This window comes from Amycolatopsis stemonae (genome assembly GCF_054781455.1).
Genome location: NZ_BAAGUJ010000011.1, coordinates 128,926 through 145,956 on the forward strand (window position 1 = coordinate 128,926; position 17,031 = coordinate 145,956).

15 protein-coding genes are annotated in these 17,031 nt (G+C 72.8%); 3 read left to right on the forward strand and 12 right to left on the reverse strand.

Features of this window, described 5'->3' with window-relative positions; genetic code table 11:
- Positions 1–86 precede the first annotated feature (86 nt).
- Genes ACYVLJ_RS33855 through ACYVLJ_RS33880 form a run of 6 tightly spaced genes read right to left on the reverse strand, consistent with a single transcriptional unit; the run spans position 87 to position 6,629 of the window.
- Complete coding sequence (locus ACYVLJ_RS33855; RefSeq protein WP_460441720.1) at positions 87–1,379, reverse strand: ADP-ribosylglycohydrolase family protein; 1,293 nt, start codon at positions 1,377–1,379, stop codon at positions 87–89.
- Positions 1,376–2,530: an ADP-ribosylglycohydrolase family protein gene (locus tag ACYVLJ_RS33860; protein WP_460441721.1), complete on the reverse strand. Its 1,155-nt coding sequence runs from the start codon at positions 2,528–2,530 to the stop codon at positions 1,376–1,378. Before ACYVLJ_RS33860 ends, ACYVLJ_RS33855 begins: the two co-directional genes overlap by 4 nt.
- 13 nt (positions 2,531–2,543) lie before the next feature.
- Complete coding sequence (locus tag ACYVLJ_RS33865) at positions 2,544–3,824, reverse strand: ABC transporter substrate-binding protein (RefSeq protein WP_460441722.1); 1,281 nt, start codon at positions 3,822–3,824, stop codon at positions 2,544–2,546.
- Between the two features lie 32 nt (positions 3,825–3,856).
- Complete coding sequence (locus tag ACYVLJ_RS33870; protein WP_460441723.1) at positions 3,857–4,684, reverse strand: carbohydrate ABC transporter permease; 828 nt, start codon at positions 4,682–4,684, stop codon at positions 3,857–3,859.
- On the reverse strand, positions 4,684–5,628 hold the full coding sequence (locus ACYVLJ_RS33875; protein WP_451985325.1) for a carbohydrate ABC transporter permease: 945 nt from the start codon (positions 5,626–5,628) through the stop codon (positions 4,684–4,686). Before ACYVLJ_RS33875 ends, ACYVLJ_RS33870 begins: the two co-directional genes overlap by 1 nt.
- A complete protein-coding gene (locus tag ACYVLJ_RS33880; protein WP_460441724.1) occupies positions 5,625–6,629 on the reverse strand; it encodes a LacI family DNA-binding transcriptional regulator in 1,005 nt (334 codons plus the stop codon). The genes ACYVLJ_RS33875 and ACYVLJ_RS33880 overlap by 4 nt, the downstream gene beginning before the upstream one ends.
- Positions 6,630–6,945: 316 nt before the next feature.
- Between ACYVLJ_RS33880 and ACYVLJ_RS33885 the strand changes: the two genes are divergently transcribed.
- The gene (locus tag ACYVLJ_RS33885; RefSeq protein WP_460441725.1) at positions 6,946–7,785 is read left to right on the forward strand and encodes an alpha/beta hydrolase fold domain-containing protein; all 840 of its coding nucleotides are present in this window, start codon (positions 6,946–6,948) and stop codon (positions 7,783–7,785) included.
- A gap of 101 nt (positions 7,786–7,886) precedes the next feature.
- Positions 7,887–8,270, forward strand: coding sequence for a hypothetical protein (locus ACYVLJ_RS33890; protein WP_460441726.1), 384 nt, complete (start codon positions 7,887–7,889; stop codon positions 8,268–8,270).
- 7 nt (positions 8,271–8,277) lie between these two features.
- On the opposite strand, the gene ACYVLJ_RS33895 is transcribed toward ACYVLJ_RS33890, so the two are convergent.
- The 6 genes from ACYVLJ_RS33895 to ACYVLJ_RS33920 form a co-directional block, all read right to left on the reverse strand.
- Positions 8,278–9,096: a hypothetical protein gene (locus ACYVLJ_RS33895; protein WP_460441727.1), complete on the reverse strand. Its 819-nt coding sequence runs from the start codon at positions 9,094–9,096 to the stop codon at positions 8,278–8,280.
- A gap of 170 nt (positions 9,097–9,266) precedes the next feature.
- Complete coding sequence (locus ACYVLJ_RS33900; RefSeq protein WP_460441728.1) at positions 9,267–11,501, reverse strand: FtsX-like permease family protein; 2,235 nt, start codon at positions 11,499–11,501, stop codon at positions 9,267–9,269.
- A complete protein-coding gene (locus ACYVLJ_RS33905) occupies positions 11,498–12,187 on the reverse strand; it encodes an ABC transporter ATP-binding protein (protein ID WP_460441729.1) in 690 nt (229 codons plus the stop codon). The genes ACYVLJ_RS33900 and ACYVLJ_RS33905 overlap by 4 nt, the downstream gene beginning before the upstream one ends.
- Positions 12,184–12,705: a PadR family transcriptional regulator gene (locus ACYVLJ_RS33910; protein WP_451985311.1), complete on the reverse strand. Its 522-nt coding sequence runs from the start codon at positions 12,703–12,705 to the stop codon at positions 12,184–12,186. Before ACYVLJ_RS33910 ends, ACYVLJ_RS33905 begins: the two co-directional genes overlap by 4 nt.
- Before the next feature lie 34 nt (positions 12,706–12,739).
- Positions 12,740–13,606: a Rossmann-fold NAD(P)-binding domain-containing protein gene (locus ACYVLJ_RS33915; RefSeq protein ID WP_460441730.1), complete on the reverse strand. Its 867-nt coding sequence runs from the start codon at positions 13,604–13,606 to the stop codon at positions 12,740–12,742.
- Between the two features lie 227 nt (positions 13,607–13,833).
- The gene (locus ACYVLJ_RS33920; protein ID WP_451985307.1) at positions 13,834–15,096 is read right to left on the reverse strand and encodes a sigma-70 family RNA polymerase sigma factor; all 1,263 of its coding nucleotides are present in this window, start codon (positions 15,094–15,096) and stop codon (positions 13,834–13,836) included.
- A gap of 336 nt (positions 15,097–15,432) precedes the next feature.
- Here ACYVLJ_RS33920 and fadD8 point away from each other — a divergent pair, with 336 nt between their 5' ends.
- Positions 15,433–17,028, forward strand: a complete 1,596-nt coding sequence (gene fadD8 / locus ACYVLJ_RS33925; protein ID WP_460441731.1) for an AMP-binding protein — start codon at positions 15,433–15,435, stop codon at positions 17,026–17,028.
- Positions 17,029–17,031 lie beyond the last annotated feature (3 nt).

Sequence of the window (17,031 nt, forward strand, 5' to 3'; positions counted from 1 at the left end):
CGCGCACCGGCCGCCCACCCCGACCAAGCCCGTAGCCGCCCGACCGCCGACCCGGCAGGCGCAGCCGATCGCCGCACGTTGTCCGCTCATCGGCCCGCCTCCGCCAACGCCGCCGTCCGTGCCGCGAGGTCCGCGATCCGGCACTCGCCGCCCGGCAACGACGTCGCGATGCGGCCGTCGAGGGGCTTGCTCCAGTACTCGTCCACCCCGTGCAGGGCGCCCACCACTCCGCCCACCGTCGCGGCGGCCGAGTCGGTGTCCCAGCCCGCCGTCACCGCGATCGACACGCTCCGCCCGAACTCGCCGCCTCCGGCCGCGAGCGCGTAGGCGATCACCGCCGCGTTGTTCAGCACGTGCACCCAGTGCAAATCGCCGTAGGCCGCGTGCAAGCGGTCGAGTCCACTTCGGACGTCGCCCGCCGACGCCGCCGAACGGCCGAGTGAGACCGCCGACGCCAGTGCGCTGCCCGGCGGGATCACCGTGGCCGCCGCGTCGAGGACCTCCGCCACCGTGTCGCACACCATGGCCGCCGAGGCGAGGGCCGCCGCCCACATCGCGCCGTACACGCCGTTGCGCGTGTGGCTCAGGCGGGCGTCCGTCCACGCCAGCCGGGCCGCCGCGCGGACGTCGCCCGGGGAGACCCAGCCGAACACATCAGCGCGGATCAGCGCCCCGATCCACTCCCGGAACGGGTTCCGGTACGTCGCGGTGTCCGGGCGCGCGTCCAGGAGGTTCCGGTACGCCGCCCGCTCCGCCGTGAACACCCGCCCGGCCGGGAGGTTGTCCAGCCACAGCTGCGCGACGTCGTCCGTCGTGAACGAACGGCCGTGCGTCTCCAGGAGCGACAGCGCCAGCATCGGGTAGTTGAGGTCGTCGTCCTCGGGCATCCCGTCGATGTTCTCCTCGAGCGACGTCGGCGCCGAACGGCGGTTCCACGGCCACCGAGCCGCGACGTCGGCAGGCAGTCCCACCGCGGTGAACCACCCGCTCAACGGCCAGCGGCCGGTCGCCCGCAGGATTTCTTCGATGCCTTCGCGCGGGATCTTCTCCACGGGCTTGCCCAGCAGGCACCCGGCAGCCCGACCGGTCCACGCGGCGAGTTCACGCCCCCGCGAGCCGCGCGGCAGCGAAGGCGCCGGCGGCAGGTCCAGCGAGTCCCACGAAGGTTCGGCACCCGGCGCGTCCAGCTCGTCCAGCAGTTCCCGGGCCAACGGCCGCAACGCGGGCAACGCGGGACCCGCGCCGCTCACGGCCGGCGTGGGCGAACCACCCGCCGCGACCCACCGCGCCCGCACCGAAGCGACGTCGCGCCCCTCCGCGAGGGACTGCACCAGCTCGTGCGGGAGCAGGTCCTCGGGCTGGGCCCAGGTCAGCCTCACGCCGTCTCCTCGAGAAAGGCGACCCGGGCGAGTGCCCGCTCGCGGTCGGCCTTCAGGATGTCCGCGGCCGCCGAGGCCAGCAGGTGCCCGGTCTCCCGCAGGTCCATCCGGCTGGCGTCGCCGATCTCGTCGACCCACTCGGCGGGCACCGCGGCCGTCCCGCCGAGGCCGGCGCACAGCGCGCCCGCCATGACGGCGATCGAGTCGGCGTCCCGGCCGTAGTTGACGGCCGCCAGCACCGCGCCCCGGAAGTCGCCCCGGTGCGCCAGCACGAACGCCAGCGCCGCGGGCAGCTCTTCGATCGCCTTCGTCCGCGAGGGACGCCGCGCGTCGAGGGACATCTCCCGGTAGTGCGGCCCCACCGAGTCGAACGGCGCGACGGTCTCGCGGACGAGCGCCGCCAGCGCGCGTTCTTCCCCGTCGGTGGCCGGGGGAACGGACCGGCCGCCGAACGTCTCCACGACCGCGCGCAGGGCCGCCGCGGTCCCGTCGTGGGCGACGTCCAACGCCGCCGCCACCACGTCGTCGAGCGTCGCACCCGGCGCCACCGAAGCCGCCACCATCGCGGCCAGCACGCCCGCCGCCTCGCGGCCGTAGCTCGACTGGTGCGCACCGGTGAGGTCGATCGCTTCGGCATACGCGGCGCGCGGGTCACCCGCGTTGACCACCCCGACCGGGGCGACGTACATCGCCGCACCGCAGTTGACCACGTTGCCCACGCCCGCTTCCCGCGGGTCGACGTGTCCATAGTGGAGTCTCGCGACGATCCACTTCTCGGCCAGGAAGACCCGCTGCAGCAGCAACGCCGTCGACTCCAGCTCCGGCACCCAGCGCGGCTCGCCGATCATCAGCGGCACCAGGTCCTCGGCCATCGCGTACGCGTCGAGGTGCGCGCGGCGCTTCGCGTACACCTCGACGAGCGCCCGCGTCATGAGGGTGTCGTCGGTGACGTGCCCGTCGCCCTTGTGGTACGGCGCGATCGGGCGCGCGGTCCGCCAGTCCGGGTACCACGGCCCGACGACGCCGGTGACCCGGCCGCCGTGCCGTTCTTCGATCTGTTCGGGTGTCCACCCTTCGGTGGCGCCGCCGAGGGCGTCCCCGACGGCCGCGCCGGTGATCACCGCGACGGCCCGGTCTTCCAGCCAGGTCAAGAATCCGCTCCTGTCATTTGCTGACGCTCCGCCAGCCGTCCTCGAGCTGCTTCGCGAGGCCGGCCGCGTCGATCTTCTGCCCGAGGAACTGCTGGTACGCCGGGGTCGCGACGGTGTCCTTCCACTGCGCGTACTTGCCGGCGAACAGGTAGGGCGCCGAGGTCAGGTGGTCCCCCGAAGCCAGGATCGCGTCCCAGCCGTTCTTCCCGGCGAGCTTGGCGGCCAGCGCCTTGCGCGCGGACGTCGTCGGCGGGATCAGCGCGTCGGCCTCGTTCATCGCGACGAGGTTTTCGGTGCTGGTGAAGAAGTCGACGAACTCGGCGGCCTCCTTGACGTGCCGGGAGTCCTTGTTCACCGACAACGTCTGCGGGTTGGCCGCCTGCGCGGGCCCGGCCGAGCCGGCCAGCGGCGGCAGCACCACCCAGTCAAAGCCCTTCGGCGCGTCCTTCGCGATGTTGGCCGCCTGGTACGACCCCTGGACGGTCATCGCGATCTGGCCGGCGTAGAACGGCGCGAGCGCCTTGGTGCCCGACTGCGTCAGTGTCACGGGCAGGATCGAGTGGTCCTGGTGCGCCATCGCGTCGACGAGCTGCGGCAGTGCCTGCTCGCCCTGGCCGACGGTGAGCTTCGCGTCCTTGCCGGTGCCGTCGAAGTACTTGCCGCCGAAGCCGGGTGCCAGGGCGACGAACGCCGCCGTCGGGCTCGACAGGCCCCAGCCGAGGCCGAACCTGCCGTCCTTGGTGGTCGCCTTCGCGAGGTCACGCAGCTGGTCCCACGTCATCGAGGCGCCCGCCGGGATCGTGACGCCCGCCTGCTGCAGCTGGGTCTTGTTCGCGAAGACCACATAGGACTGCAGCTCGGTCGGGACGGCGATCACCTTCCCGTCGACCGTCACGGAGTCCAGGACGCCCTTCGGGATGTCCGCGCGCTTGGCCTCCGGCAGGTACTGCGTCAGGTCCGCGAGGTAGCCGTCGGTGGCGAAGGGCGCGATTCCCGCCGCCTCGTAGTGCACGATGTCCGGCGCGCTGCCGGCGTTGAACTGGGTGATCAGCTTGTCGTAGACGCCGTCCCAGCCCGCCTGGACGATCTTGACCTGGACGTCCGGGTGGGCCTTGTTCCAGTCGCCGACGATCTGCTGCGTGGCGGCGATGGCGGCGGGCTGGTCGGACAGGGACTGGAAGGTGAGGGTGACGGGCCCGCCCCCGCCGTCGCCGCCGCTGCCGCTCCCGCACGCGGCGAGCAGCAGGCCGGCGGCCGTCAAGGCGGTGGCGGCGAGCATGCGTCGTGTCTTCATCGACCGACCTTTCGAGTGATACCGGGTGGGGTTCATCCCTTCACCGCCCCGGCCATCAGGCCGCTGGTGAGCTTTCTCCGCAGGATGCCGAAGAAGACGATGCTGGGGATGGCGGCGAGCACGGCGCCCGCGGCGAGCGGGCCGAGGGCGACCTTGCCCTCCCCGCCGACGAACATGGTGAGCGTGATGGGCAGGGTGTAGTTCTCCGGCGACTGCAGGAGGACCAGGGCGAAGAAGAACTCGTTCCACGACGAGACGAAGCTGAACATCGCCGTCGCGACGACGCCGGGAGCGAGCAGCGGGAAGACGATCGTGCGCAGCACGGTGAGCCGGCTCGCGCCGTCCATCGCGCCCGCTTCTTCGAGTTCCACCGGGATCGCGGCGACGTAGCCCTGCAGCATCCAGAGCGCGAACGGCAGCATGTACGTCGTGTGCACGAGCGTCAGGCCGACGAGGCTGTCGGCCAGGCCGAGCGTCCGCAGGATGAGGAACAGCGGCAGGATGATCAGCACGACCGGGAACACCTGGCTGACCAGGATCCAGCCGACGCCGGCCGCGCGCACCTTGCCCTTGAGCCGCGCGAGCACGTAGGCGGCGGGCACGGCGATCACGACCGACAGGGCGGTCGAAGCGAGCGCGACGATCAGGCTGTTGGCCGCGGACCGGACCAGGCCCTGCTTGTTCAGCGCTTCGGCGTAGTTGTCCCAGTGCCATTCGCCGGGCAGCAGGCTCACCGTCAGCGAATTCAATTCCCCCGATGACTTGACCGACGCGGAAATCAGCCACAGCAAGGGGAAACCGAGGAACAGGATGTAGAGCGCGAGGGCCCCGTACTGGGCCGGGCGCACGAGAACCCGCATCAACGCCCCTTCCCGGCGGTGCGGTCGTCGCGGAACTGCGACCGCAGGTAGACCGCGAGGATGAGCACGACCACGACGACGAGCACCAGGCCCATCGCGGCGGCGTAGCCGATCTCGCGGTTCTTGAAGGCTTCGAGGTAGACGAACAGCACCGGGACCATCGTCTTGCCGCCCGGCCCGCCCGCGGTGAGGACGTAGACCAGCGAGAACGAGTTGAAGTTCCAGATGAAGTTCAGCGACGTGATCGACGTGACGATCGGGCGCAGGCTCGGCCACGTCACCGCGGTGAACCGCCGCCACGCGCCGGCACCGTCGACCGCCGCGGCTTCGTGCAGCTCGGCCGGGATCTGCTGCAGGCCGGCCAGCAACGTCACCGTCGTCTGCGGCATGCCGACCCAGACGCCGACGACGATCACCGCGGGCAGCGCGACCGAGAAGTCGCCGAGCCAGTTGGTGTCGTCCGGGAGGCCGACGCTGCCGAGGAAGGCGTTGAGCGGGCCGCCGTTGGCCGAGTAGATCATCTGCCACATGATCGCCACGACGACCGGCGGCATCGCCCACGGCACGAGCGCGAGCACCCGCGTCAGGCCCTGCAGCCGCAGGCCGGAGTTGAGCAGCAGCGCGAGTCCCATCGCGGCGGCGAGCTGCAGCAGCGTGACGCCGACGGTCCAGATCAGGCCGATCCGCAGCGAGTCCCAGAACAGGTCGTTGCCGACGAGCTTCGTGAAGTTGTCGACGCCGGCGAAGGCGTAGTCCGGGTGCCGGACCAGGCGCGCGTCGGTGAAGGCGAGGAAGATCCCGACGGCCAGCGGCGCGACGCTGAGCACGAGGATCGGGATCAGCGACGGCAGCACGAGCGCGATCGCCTCGCGCCGCCGCGTGCGGGCGAGGGCGGGCTTCCGGTTCGGCGCCGCGGGTGCGGGCCGCGTCAGGGTCGCGGTCACGCCACACCGCCGGTCGACTCGCGGACCATCAGCTCCGGCCCGACGGTCACCTGCTGTGCTTCGTGGTCCGGCTCGTCGGCGAGCTGCAGCATGATCCGGGCGGCGGCGCGCCCGCGTTCGGTCGAGCCGAGCGACACGCTGGTCAGGCTGGGCTGGAAGACGCGGCCGAGCTCGGTGTCGTCCATGCCCGTGATCGCGACGTCTTCGGGCACCGAGAGGCCGGCTTCGCGGACCGCGCGGATCGCGCCGATGGCCAGGAGGTCGTTCGCCGCGACCAGGGCGTCGACCGGCCCGCGGGCGAGCAGCGCCCGGGCGGCTTCGAGCCCGGCGGTGACGGTGAAGTCGCCGGCGACCTCCTGGTCGACCCGGTCGAAGGCGGTCTCCCGGGTGGCGGCGTCGAACCCGCGCTGGCGGGACGCGCCGGGCGTCGTGTCGAGCGGGCCGTTGAGGAAGCCGACCCGGCGGCGGCCGATCGCGTGCAGGTGGCGGACGGCTTCGCCGATGCCGCCGGCCGAGTCCGTCGAGACGGAGCTGATCCCCCGGTCGTCCAGCGCCCGGCCGATCACCACGACCGGGACCGGGGCCTGCTGGATCTCTTCGATCAGCCGGTCGTCGGTGCGCAGCGGGCTGACGATCATGCCGTCGACGAAACCGCTGTTGAGGCTCCGGACCAGCTCGGTCGTCGACGTCGCGGTGTCGCCGGTGCTCATCACGACGACGCGGTAGCCGTGCGGCGCGAGGACTTCGTGGATGGCCCGCATCATCTCGACGTAGACCGGGTTGCCGATGTCGGCGACCGCGAAAGCGACCTGGAAGGTCTTCTTCAGCCGCAGCGACCGGCCGATGGCGTCCGCGCTGTAGCCGAGCTCGGCGGCCGCGGCGCGGACCCGCTCGACCATCGCCGGGCTCGCCCCGGTGCCGTGCAGCGCGCGGGAGGTCGAGGCCAGCGAAACCCCGGCGCGCTCGGCGACCTGGAGCAGCGTGGCGCGTGTTGACGTCATCGTCGTCCTCGGTGTGCAGTCTTGGAAACGTTTCCAACCTCGGAAGCCGGTGCTGGAAACGTTTCCAATCGGATTAATCCTGATACTGGCACCCGCTCGGCGCGCGTGTCAACACGGCACGGAGCGCACCCGGACGGTCACTTCTTCGCCCCCCTCGCGGGCCGGGGAGGCACAGCGCCGAGCCGACGGCGGTGACCAGCGAGACGGCGTTCGCGGGTCGATCGGCCTTGCCTCCCGGTGACCCGGCACGGCGGCCGCCTCTCCCGCATCCTGATACGGCTGGCCCCCCTCGCGCGTGCCACCCGATAGTAGTCGCGTGATTGCTTCGCGTGCCCCGCTCGTCCTGCCCCGGGCCGAACGGACCGAGACACGAGTGTCCTATCAGGACGCTCTGGTGGCGACCCTGGCCGGCTACCGGCCGCTGCTGCTGGACCTCGTCGTCCCGGCCGGGGCCGGGAGTCACCCGGTGGTGGTGTACCTGTACGGCGGCGCACCGGCGGCCGGCTCGCACAAGCACAGCCGGTTCGGCGACCGCGTCACGGACCGGTTGGTGGCGGCGGGGTTCGCCGTCGCGCGGGCCCAGTACCGGCACGGGCGCGAGGCGCCGTTTCCCGCGCAGGTCCACGACGTCAAGGCCGCGGTCCGCTGGGTGCGCCACCACGCCGGAGAACTGGCCCTCGACGCCGGGCGCGTCGCGGCCTGGGGCCACTCCGCGGGCGGCTACCTGGCCGCGATGCTCGCCGTGACGGCGGAGAACCCCGGCTTCGAGGGCGACCTCGGCATCACGGGGCCGTCGAGCGGCGTCGGCGCGGCGGTCGCGTGGAGCCCGCCCACGGACTTCACGCACATCCCACCGCCGCCGCCGGGTTCTCCCCTGCACAGCAGCGGTCACGACCCGCACGACTGGTGTCCCGGCGCGACCGCCAGCCCACTGCTCCACGTGTCGGCGACCGCCGCTCCCCTGCTGCTGGCGCACGGCACCGACGACGCGGGCATCCCCATCGCCCACAGCGAAGCGCTGGTGGCGGCGTACTGGCGAGCCGGCGCGGACGCGGACCTCATCCGCCTGCACGGTGCCGGCCACTTCTACGGCGAGCGGAACCTGCAGCACGTCACGGACGCGGGCATCGCCTTCCTCCGCAACCACCTCGGCTGAGCGCCACTGCGCCGACCGGGTGACGTCCCCGGCCCGGCCCCAACCAGTTCGGTACCTCCGGAGTGAGGGGATCACACACCCCGGAGCCACCAGGAGGAACCGTGCCGAACCGCACCCTGCCCACCGTCGCCGCCGCGGCGTTCGTCGCCCTCGCCGGAACGGTCGCCTTCGCGCCCGCGGCGTCGGCGCACGACGCCGTCGGCGAGGTCTACGGCTGCCTCTACCAGGGCCAGTTCCGCTGCGGCTACGGCGGCGTGACCACCAGCCACACCCGCGTCTACTCGTGCGACACCGCGAGCGACGGCTACGGCTTCCGCACGGAGTACCGGCTCCGCAACGGGAAGTCCGGGTACGTGGACGACGCGAACGGCAGCAGCTCCGGCTGCAGCGCGGTCACGCCGGGCACGTCGGCCAACCCGGTCAGCACCTTCCGCGCGTGCCAGAAGCAGAACGCGTGGTGGTGCACGGACTGGCTGACCGCCTGAGCCGCCTTCAGCCGACGACGTCGATGTCGAACTCCTCCGCGGCGCTGTATTCGAGGTCGGCCCACAACGCGCCCGGCAGGTCGAACCGGCGGTGGGACGTCAGGCGGTCGTCGTAGTGCGGGTCGGCCTTCGGGTTGTGGCCGATGCCCGTCTTGTCCGAGCCCCACGCGAAGATGTTGCCGACCCACATGGGCCTCGACAGGCCGTCGCCGTTGATCCGCGGGCGGACGATGACGGCGGCGCCGGCACTGCCGGACAGGTTCAGGCGGACCGTGTTCTCGTCGGCGTTGGGCGGCGTGACGGTGATGCGTTCCATGATTTCCACTTCCGGTTGGACGGACTGGGGTGACGCGGAATCCACGCCGGGCCAGAAGTCGGCGACGACGGAGACGTCGATGCCGGGCGCGACGTCGAGCAGGTACTGCGCGGCGATCGCGCCGTCGGGGATTTCGGCTCGCCCGGTGGCCGTGGCGATCCAGTAGAGCGGCGGCGCGACACCCTGTTCGGCGAACGCGGCCCGCACCTTCGGCCAGGTCGACCGGTTGCAGTAGACGACCGGGTGCGCGAACCCCGACTGCCGCCGCATCCGGGCCCAGCCCGGTGCCTGCGCGGGCGTGGCGTCGCCCACCTCCACGTCGAGGACGTGCCCGTCGTTGGTGGACGGCTTCTTGACGATCCGCACCTTCAGCGCGTCCGGGAAGAGGGCCCAGTCCGCGGCGCTCCACGGCGCCAGCTTGATCCGGTCGACGTATCCCGCCACCAGGGCGGGCCGCCGGTCCTTCTTGAGGATGTTGCCCGCGGTGACCGCGTCGTACATGATACGCATCGGATCGCCTCGAAATCGTGGATCGGCGAATATCGGCGTATTCACGATCTCCGAGAACGGAATTCGACGCAACGTCGAAGAGGGTGCCTTTTCGGGCGGAGTGGTTGTCCCGAAAGAACTTCGCGCGCGGTGGCGGATCCGGAAAAATCCGGACCCGCCACCGTTCCGGTTCATTCTTCCCGCAGATTCTCCAGGCTCGTGGTCCGCCACAACGCGGGCAGCGTCAAGGCCGTCACGACCAGTACCGCGGCGATCGCGGTCACCGCCAGGACCGCGATGGCCGGGAGGTCCACGACCATCGGCCGGTGCACCACCAGCGTCAGCACCAGCCAGTCGAGGACGAGCCCGGCGGGCACGGCGACGAGCACCGCGACCGCCACCGGGATCGCCAGCTGCCACACCAGTGACCGCGCGAGCACCCCGCGCCCGACGCCGTTCGCCGTCAAGGTGGCCAGGCTACGCCGCCGTTCGCGCAGCTGCTCCCACGCGGCGATCAGCAGGCTGCCCGCGACGAACAGCAGCACCAGCACCGAACCCACCGACAGCACGCGGGTGATCAGCGCGTACGTGCCGTCCCGCCCGGTGCCGAGCGAGAACGCGGTCCCGTTCCACCCCACCGCGTTCCGGACCCGTTCGACGAGGTCCGCGTCGGCGGCCGGGATGCTGACCGACTGGCTCAGCCCGACCCCCGACGCCGTCGCCAGCGCGGGCGGGGTGACGAGCAGCGTCGCCGGGCCGGCGCCGGGCACCCGGTGCACCGCCGGGACCGTCCACTGTGGAGGCACGCTCGGGTCGGCGCGCCGGGCGCCGGAGAACCACACGCTCTCCCCCGGCGCCGGCTGGTAGCCGTCGGTTCCCGCCGCGTAGACCTCGCCTTCGCGGCAGTCCTCGATCCCGGCCTCGGCGCGCAGTTCGGGGCAGGTCGCGACGACGACCGAGCTCCGCTCGCCGGCGGCGTTTTCGACCAGGCCGGCGGTCCGCACCGGCAGGTCGTGCTGCCCGGGCAACGCGTGGAGCGCGGCGGTGAACGCCCGGCCGTCCGCGAGGCTGGTGGCGAAGTGGTTCGCGAGCACCTGGACGTCCCGCGCCGCGGGCTGTTCGCGCTCGGCGCGGTCGTAGACGCTCTGCAGCGCGATGGATCCCGCCAGCACCACCGCGACCCCGCTCACCAGACGCGCGGCCGTGGCGCTGTCCAGCTGGAGGCGGCGCACGGCGAGCAGCCAGGCGGGAGACCCGCCGCGCAGCAGGCCCGCGACCCGCTCGACCAGCCACGGCAGCAGCAGGGGCACGGCCACCAGGACGAGCACGACACCGGCGATCACCGCCGGATCCTGGACGTCGTGCTCGCCGGGGCGGACGGCCAGCACCGCGGCCCCGGCGACGGCCGGCAGCACGCGCCACCCCAGCTTCCGCCGCGTCCGCGTCCCGCGCCGCACGACGCCCAGCGGCTCGATGACGACCTGCCGCAGCGCGAACACCGCCGCCGCGCAGGCCAGTACCGGCAGCGCCAGCAAAGCGGGCACGCCGAGCCGCCAGTCGGGCACGATGTCGGCGCCGAAGATGCCGCCGCGGAAGGCGGACACGGTGATCATCGGGACCAGCACGCGCACGAGCAGGAACAGGCCGACGCCGAGCAGCAGCCCGGCGAGCGAGCCGAGCAGGGCCTCGCCGGCGGCGATCCGGCGCACCTGGCCGCGGTCGGCGCCCACCAGGCGCAGCGCGGCGAGCCGCCGGTCCCGGGTCGCCGCCGACAGCCGCGTGCTGGTCACGACGAAGACGAACACCGGGACCAGGCACGTCGTCGCGCCCACGACGACCAGCAGCAGCTCGAGCGAGGACAGGCTCCGCCGCGCGGGCGCGGCCGCGAACCGGCTCACCGGCGCGGCGTCCGGTTGCCGCGCCACGGAATCCGAGCCGACGTAGAAGTACAGCTCGTTCGGCCCGGTCAGCCCGGCGTCCCCGATCGACCCGGCCACGCGCTGCGGGAAGCGCCCGCGCAGCAGCTCGCCCTCCGGCGACCGGAGAAGCTCGGCCAGCGCCGGGGACAGGACCGCCTCCCCCGGCCCCGGCAGCCGCTCGACGCCCGGCACGGCGGGCTGCCGCGGTCCGGTCGGCTGGACGAGGTAGCCCTGGACCCCGACGCCGCGGAACTCGTCCTGCCGGGCGAGGGCGAACACCGGGTCGACGCCGTCGACCACCGCGCTGACGTCGGCCAGCCGTGCCGACGACCGGTCGTCGCGGGCGCCGAGGATGTGCGGCACCGACGTGGCCGTGAGCAGGACGACTACGCCGAGACCGACGCCGACGGCGGTCAGCGCGAGGCGCAGCAAGGCCGTGCGCGCTCCCCCGCCGCCGAGGGCCAGGCGCATCCCGAGCCCGAGATCCGCCGTCCAGCGCCGGATCACCGGATCACCTCCAGCTCCCGCGTCCGGCCGTCGCGCACCACGACCTCGCGGTCGGAGTACGCGGCGACGCGGGGTTCGTGCGTCACCAGGACGATCGCCGTCGACCGCTCGCGGGCCACGGTGGTCAGCAGCTGCATCACCTGCTCGCCGTTGAGCGAGTCGAGCGCACCCGTCGGCTCGTCGGCGAAGACGACGCGCGGCCCGGTCACGAGCGCGCGGGCCACCGCCACTCGCTGGCCCTGGCCGCCGGAGACCTCGCCGGGCCGCTTGCCGGCGACGCCCTCGAGGCCGAACTCGGCGAGCAGCTCCTTCGCGCGCCGCGCGGCGACCCGGCCGCGCTCGCCGTTCAGCCGCAGCGGCAGGGCCACGTTCTCCAGGCAGGTGAGCTCGGGGACGAGCTGGCCGAACTGGAAGACGAACCCGAAGTCCGTGCGGCGCAGGGCCGAGCGCGCGCGGTCGGTCAGGGCGGCCAGGTCGCCACCCCGGTACCGGACCGTCCCGGCGTCCGGCCGGACGATCCCGGCCAGGCAGTGCAGCAGCGTCGACTTGCCGGCGCCGGACGGGCCCATCAGGGCCACGACCTCGCCCGCGCGCACGCTCAGGCTCGCCGATGTCAGCGCCTTCGTGGGCCCGTAGGCCTTCCGCACGCCGTCGGCCACCAGCAGGACGTCCCCCGGCGCGCTCACGCGACCGCCTCCGCCAGCTGGTCGAGCCGGGCCGCGGTCAGCTCCAGCCACCGGAGGTCGGCCTCGAGGTGGAACAGCGCGTGGTCGCAGACCAGCTGGTCGACCAGGTCGCCCCCGGTCTTGCGGCGGGTCAGCTCGCGCATCGCGTCGAGGTGCGCCGTGCGCTGGACGTCGAGGACGTCGGCGGCCGGGCGGCCGGACAGCAACGCCAGCACGACCTTGGTGTAGAGCGTGTTGTGCAGGTACGCGTCCGGCTTCTCCGGGGTTGCCAGCCAGCTGCCGACATCGGCGACCCCGGCCTCGGTGATCGCGTAGCGCTTCCGCTCGGGACCGCCGCCCGCCTCGATGCCGTCCGCTTCGACGAGCCCCTGCTTGAGCAGCCGGGCCAGGGTCGAATAGACCTGGCCGTAGTGGACGCGCCGGTCGTGCCCGAACCGGTCGTCGTAGGCGCGCTTGAGGTCGTAGCCGTGGCGGGGGCCGTTTTCCAGCAGCCCGAGCAGGGTGTGTCCGATCGACATGCCCGCAACTGTACACAGGGTGTATAGCCGGGGTTTATACACCCCGTTCATAGTGCTCGGCGAGGACCGCCCGCAGCGGCGTCGCGGGCCGTCCGAGCAGGTCTTCCAGGTCCGGGCCGGTGACGGCGAACTCGCCCCGGCGGGCGGCCCGGAACATGCCGAGCAGCAATTCGGCCCGCGCGGCCGGGACGCCGTGCCCGACCAGGCCGGCCACCCAGTCGTCGTCGTCCGCGACGACCCGGCGGACGGTCCGGCCGGTCAGCTCGGTGACGATGCCCGCGACGTCGGCCAGGTCGAGCGCGACCGGCGCGGTCAGCGGCGGGGTCGGCCCGTCGAACCGGCCCTCGTCGGCGAGGACGACGGCTGCCGCTTCGGCGAGATCGGCGTGCGCGGTCCACGACACGGGCCCGTCGGCGGGCGCGACGAGTTCGCCGGTTTCGAGCGCCGGCCCCAGCAGCAGCGGGACCGTGCTCGCGTAGAAACCGTTGCGCAGCACGGTGACCGCCGTGCCCGCCGCGACCAGGTGGCGCTCGGTCGCGGCGTGGTCGGGCATCGGCGCGAAGAGCGAGTCTTCGGCGGCCGCCTGGTGGCTCGTGTAGAGGATCCGCTTCGCCCCGGCGTCTCGCGCGGCCTCGATCGCCGCAACGTGGTGCGCGATGGCCGCCTCGCCGGTCGCGTCGGTCGAGACGACGAGGACCTGGGCCGCCCCTTCGAACGCGTCCGCGAGCGACGCCGGGTCGGCGAAGTCGCCGCGCCGCACGCGGATCCCCCGGCCGGCCAGGTCGCTCGCGCGCCCGGGATCGCGGACGCTCACCCCGATCCGCTCGGCCGGCACCCGTCGCAGCAGCCGGTCGGCGACCTGCGCGCCGAGTTTGCCCGTTCCCCCGGTGATGACGATCATGCACTGCCCTTCCCGCGGCGTGTTATCGATGATATTTCCAACGCTAGCAGAAATCTGTTACCGTCGGAACCATCGGGCCGCTCGCCCGTCCCCGAAGATCGCGACGCGACAGCCAAGCGCGCGTTCTCCAACTGGGTGCGGACGCAGAACAGCGTCGCCCCGGCGACCGAGGCGACCTACCAGGCCGAGTACCGGCTCTGCCGGCTGCCGCAACCCTGCCGACCGGGTTACCCGGTCGGCTGCTGCGTCTTCTCCGCCTTCTTCGACTCTTTCGCCGCCTGCCTCGACTCCTTGGCGGCTTCCTTCGACGACTCTTTCGCGGCCTTGCTCGACTCCTTGGCCGCTTGCTTGTCGTTCGTGGCCGTGGCGGCGTTCTCCCCGGTGGCCGTCGGCTGCGCCGCGGCGCCCGCCGCGTCCGACGACGGCGCGGGCGCGTCCGACGTGAGGCCGGCGGCCGAGCCGGACGGCTCTTCCTGGCCGGCCGCCGGGGCCCGCGTGCCGGGCCGGGACGAGACCGGCTGCACCGTCGTGCCTTCCGCGCCCGGCGCCGTGGGCGGGGCGATGTCGGACGAGCTCGCCCCGATGGTCACCGTCGTGACGATCGCCGCGCTCGCGGCGGCGACCTTCGCCGCCGTGGCCCACGACAGGACCGACGCGCCCGTGCTCGTGGCGGCCCCGGACGAGGCGAGCGAGCCGGTCAGCCAGTGCGTCACGACCGGGACGCCCAGGATGAGCGGCGCGAGGGTGGCGGGCAGCTCTTCGTTGAGCTCCTTGAGGCCGGTGGCCAGCTTCCGGCAGTCCGGGCAGCGGTCCAGGTGGGTCGTGATCCGGTGCGCCTTGTGGTCCCCGACGCCGTCGCGCACCCAGCGGGCGAGCTGACCGGAGACGATCCGGCAGGTGCGCCGCCGGGCCGCGGGGACGTGCTGGTCGAGGTAGGCCTGCCGGAGCCCTTCCCGGGCGCGGTAGGCGAGCGCGGCGACGCCGTTCGGTGTCATCCCGAGGTCCTGCGCGATCCGCGCCGGCGACTCGCCCTCGATTTCGGTGCGCCACAGCACGGTCTTCCACCGCTCGGGCAGGCTCGCGAACGCGTCCGCCGCGACGGTGGCGTGCATCCGGCTGCCGACGGGCTCGTCGCTGCCCTCGCCCGGCAGGACGTCCGGCACCTCGGCGACCAGCGAGAGCGCCGAGTCGCGCCGGCGCCAGCTGATCATCGTGTTCCGGATCGTCGTCAGCAGGTAGGGCCGGAGTTCTTCGTTGGGGCCTTCGCCCGACCGCAGGATCCGCAGCACGCGGAAGAACCCTTCGGCGATGAGGTCGTCCCGCTCGGCCTCGTCCGACGCGATCGCGGCCGCCACCCGCTTCGCGGCGACCAGGTGCCGGTCGTAGAGCCGGCCGTACGCGGCGATGTCCCCACCGCGGACCGCTTGGATCAGGACCGCGTCGCTCGGGCCGTCCGCCGCCTCGGCCACCGCCGGTGCCACCTCGGTCACCCTCACCCCCTTTGCCCGTGCGCTTGCACGTGCAGAACGCCCAGCGATCCTGGTGCACCCACGGGCGTCGCGCAAGGCTTGGCGGGCGAAAGCCCGGTTTCTTCCGCGCCGGGCGGCCCCGGCCGCGGCTTGTCAGGCGGGCGAGCGCTCCGGCACGGGTTCCATCCGTGTCCGATGTGGACAGTACGGCGACCACCTCGGTGAACACTGTTCAACCAGCGCGACCGGCAGTGAAACCTGTTCCACTGATCGCCGAGGTCACCAGGCATTGCGCAGTGGCGGTATAGTGCCAAGAACGAGAACGTGTTCTAGTATCACGCCGTCGAAGGGACCGGGATGGACGAGCAGGCGATGCGGTATCCGAACCACCTCGGGCATCTGGTCGTCTCCGCCCTCAAGCGCCACCGGGACGCGCCCGTGATGACGCTGGGCGAGACCACGATGACCGGCGGCCGGACCGCCGAGCAGGTCAGCCAGTACGCCCAGGCCTTCGAAGTGCTCGGCGCCGGCACGGGCGCGGCCGTGGCGCTGCTGTCGCTGAACCGGCCCGAGGTCCTGCTCATCATCGCCGCCGGGCAGATGCAGGGGTCGCGGCGGACCGCGCTGCACCCCCTGGGCTCGCTCGACGACCACGCCTACATCCTCGGCGACGCCGGCATCACGACGCTGATCATCGACCCGGTGCCCGCCTTCGTCGAGCGCGCGCTCGGCCTGCTCGACAAGGTCCCCGGCCTCACCCAGGTGCTCACCATCGGGCCGGTGCCGGACGAGCTCGCCCACGTCGGCAAGGACCTGACCGCGACGGCCGCGACCTTCGAGCCGCGGCCGCTGGCGCCCGCCGAGCTGCCGCCGGACCAGGTCGTCTCGATCACCTACACCGGCGGGACGACCGGGAAGCCGAAGGGCGTCATGGGCACCGCGCAGGCGATGGCGACGATGACGCAGATCCAGCTCGCCGAATGGGAGTGGCCCGAGGCGCCGAAGTTCCTCATCTGCACGCCGCTTTCCCACGCCGGCGCGGCGTTCTTCGCGCCGACGCTGCTGAAGGGCGGCTCGCTGGTCGTCGTGCCGAAGTTCGACCCCGCCGGGGTCCTGCGGATCATCGAAGAGCAGCGGATCACGGCCACGATGCTGGTGCCGACCATGCTCTACGCCCTGATGGACCACCCCGACTCGCGCACGCGCGACCTGTCTTCGCTGCAGACGGTCTACTACGGCGCCGCGTCGATCAACCCGGTGCGGCTGAAGGAGGCGATCGACCGGTTCGGGCCGATCTTCGCGCAGTACTACGGCCAGTCCGAGGCCCCGATGGCGATCAGCTACCTCGCCAAGGGCGACCACGACGACGCGCGGCTGTCCTCGTGCGGGCGGCCGTCGGCGTTCCTGCGCACGGCGTTGCTCGACCAGGAGGGCAACCCGGTCGCGCCCGGCGAGCCCGGCGAGATCTGCGTGGCCGGCCCGCTGCTCGCCGGCGGCTACTGGAACCTCCCCGAGGTGACGGCCGAGACGTTCCGCGACGGCTGGCTGCACACCGGCGACGTCGCCCGCGAGGACGAGGACGGTTTCTGGTTCATCGTCGACCGCGTCAAGGACATGATCGTCACCGGCGGCTTCAACGTGTTCCCCCGCGAGGTCGAGGACGTCGTGGCCGAACACCCGGCCGTCGCGCAGGTCGGCGTGATCGGGACCCCGGACGACAAGTGGGGCGAAGCCGTGACGGCGGTCGTCGTGCTGCGCTCGGACGCCGGCACCGGCGAGGCCGCGATCGAGCGGATGACCGCCGAGATCCAGGCGGAAGTGCGCGAGCGCAAGGGACCGGTGCACGTACCCAAGCAGGTGATCGTCGCCGAGTCGCTGCCGATGACCGGGCTGGGCAAGCCGGACAAGAAGGCCCTGCGCGCCCGGTACGCGGCGCAGAACGCCGCCGTGTAGGGC

Bases quoted from the DNA above. Each gene is read 5' to 3' on its own strand.
- ACYVLJ_RS33865 (WP_460441722.1), bottom strand. From the start codon at position 3,824: ATGAAGACACGACGCATGCTCGCCGCCACCGCCTTGACGGCCGCCGGC.
- ACYVLJ_RS33870 (WP_460441723.1), bottom strand. From the start codon at position 4,684: ATGCGGGTTCTCGTGCGCCCGGCCCAGTACGGGGCCCTCGCGCTCTAC.
- ACYVLJ_RS33880 (WP_460441724.1), bottom strand. From the start codon at position 6,629: ATGACGTCAACACGCGCCACGCTGCTCCAGGTCGCCGAGCGCGCCGGG.
- ACYVLJ_RS33895 (WP_460441727.1), bottom strand. From the start codon at position 9,096: ATGCGTATCATGTACGACGCGGTCACCGCGGGCAACATCCTCAAGAAG.
- ACYVLJ_RS33910 (WP_451985311.1), bottom strand. From the start codon at position 12,705: ATGTCGATCGGACACACCCTGCTCGGGCTGCTGGAAAACGGCCCCCGC.
- ACYVLJ_RS33915 (WP_460441730.1), bottom strand. From the start codon at position 13,606: ATGATCGTCATCACCGGGGGAACGGGCAAACTCGGCGCGCAGGTCGCC.
- fadD8 (WP_460441731.1), top strand. From the start codon at position 15,433: ATGGACGAGCAGGCGATGCGGTATCCGAACCACCTCGGGCATCTGGTC.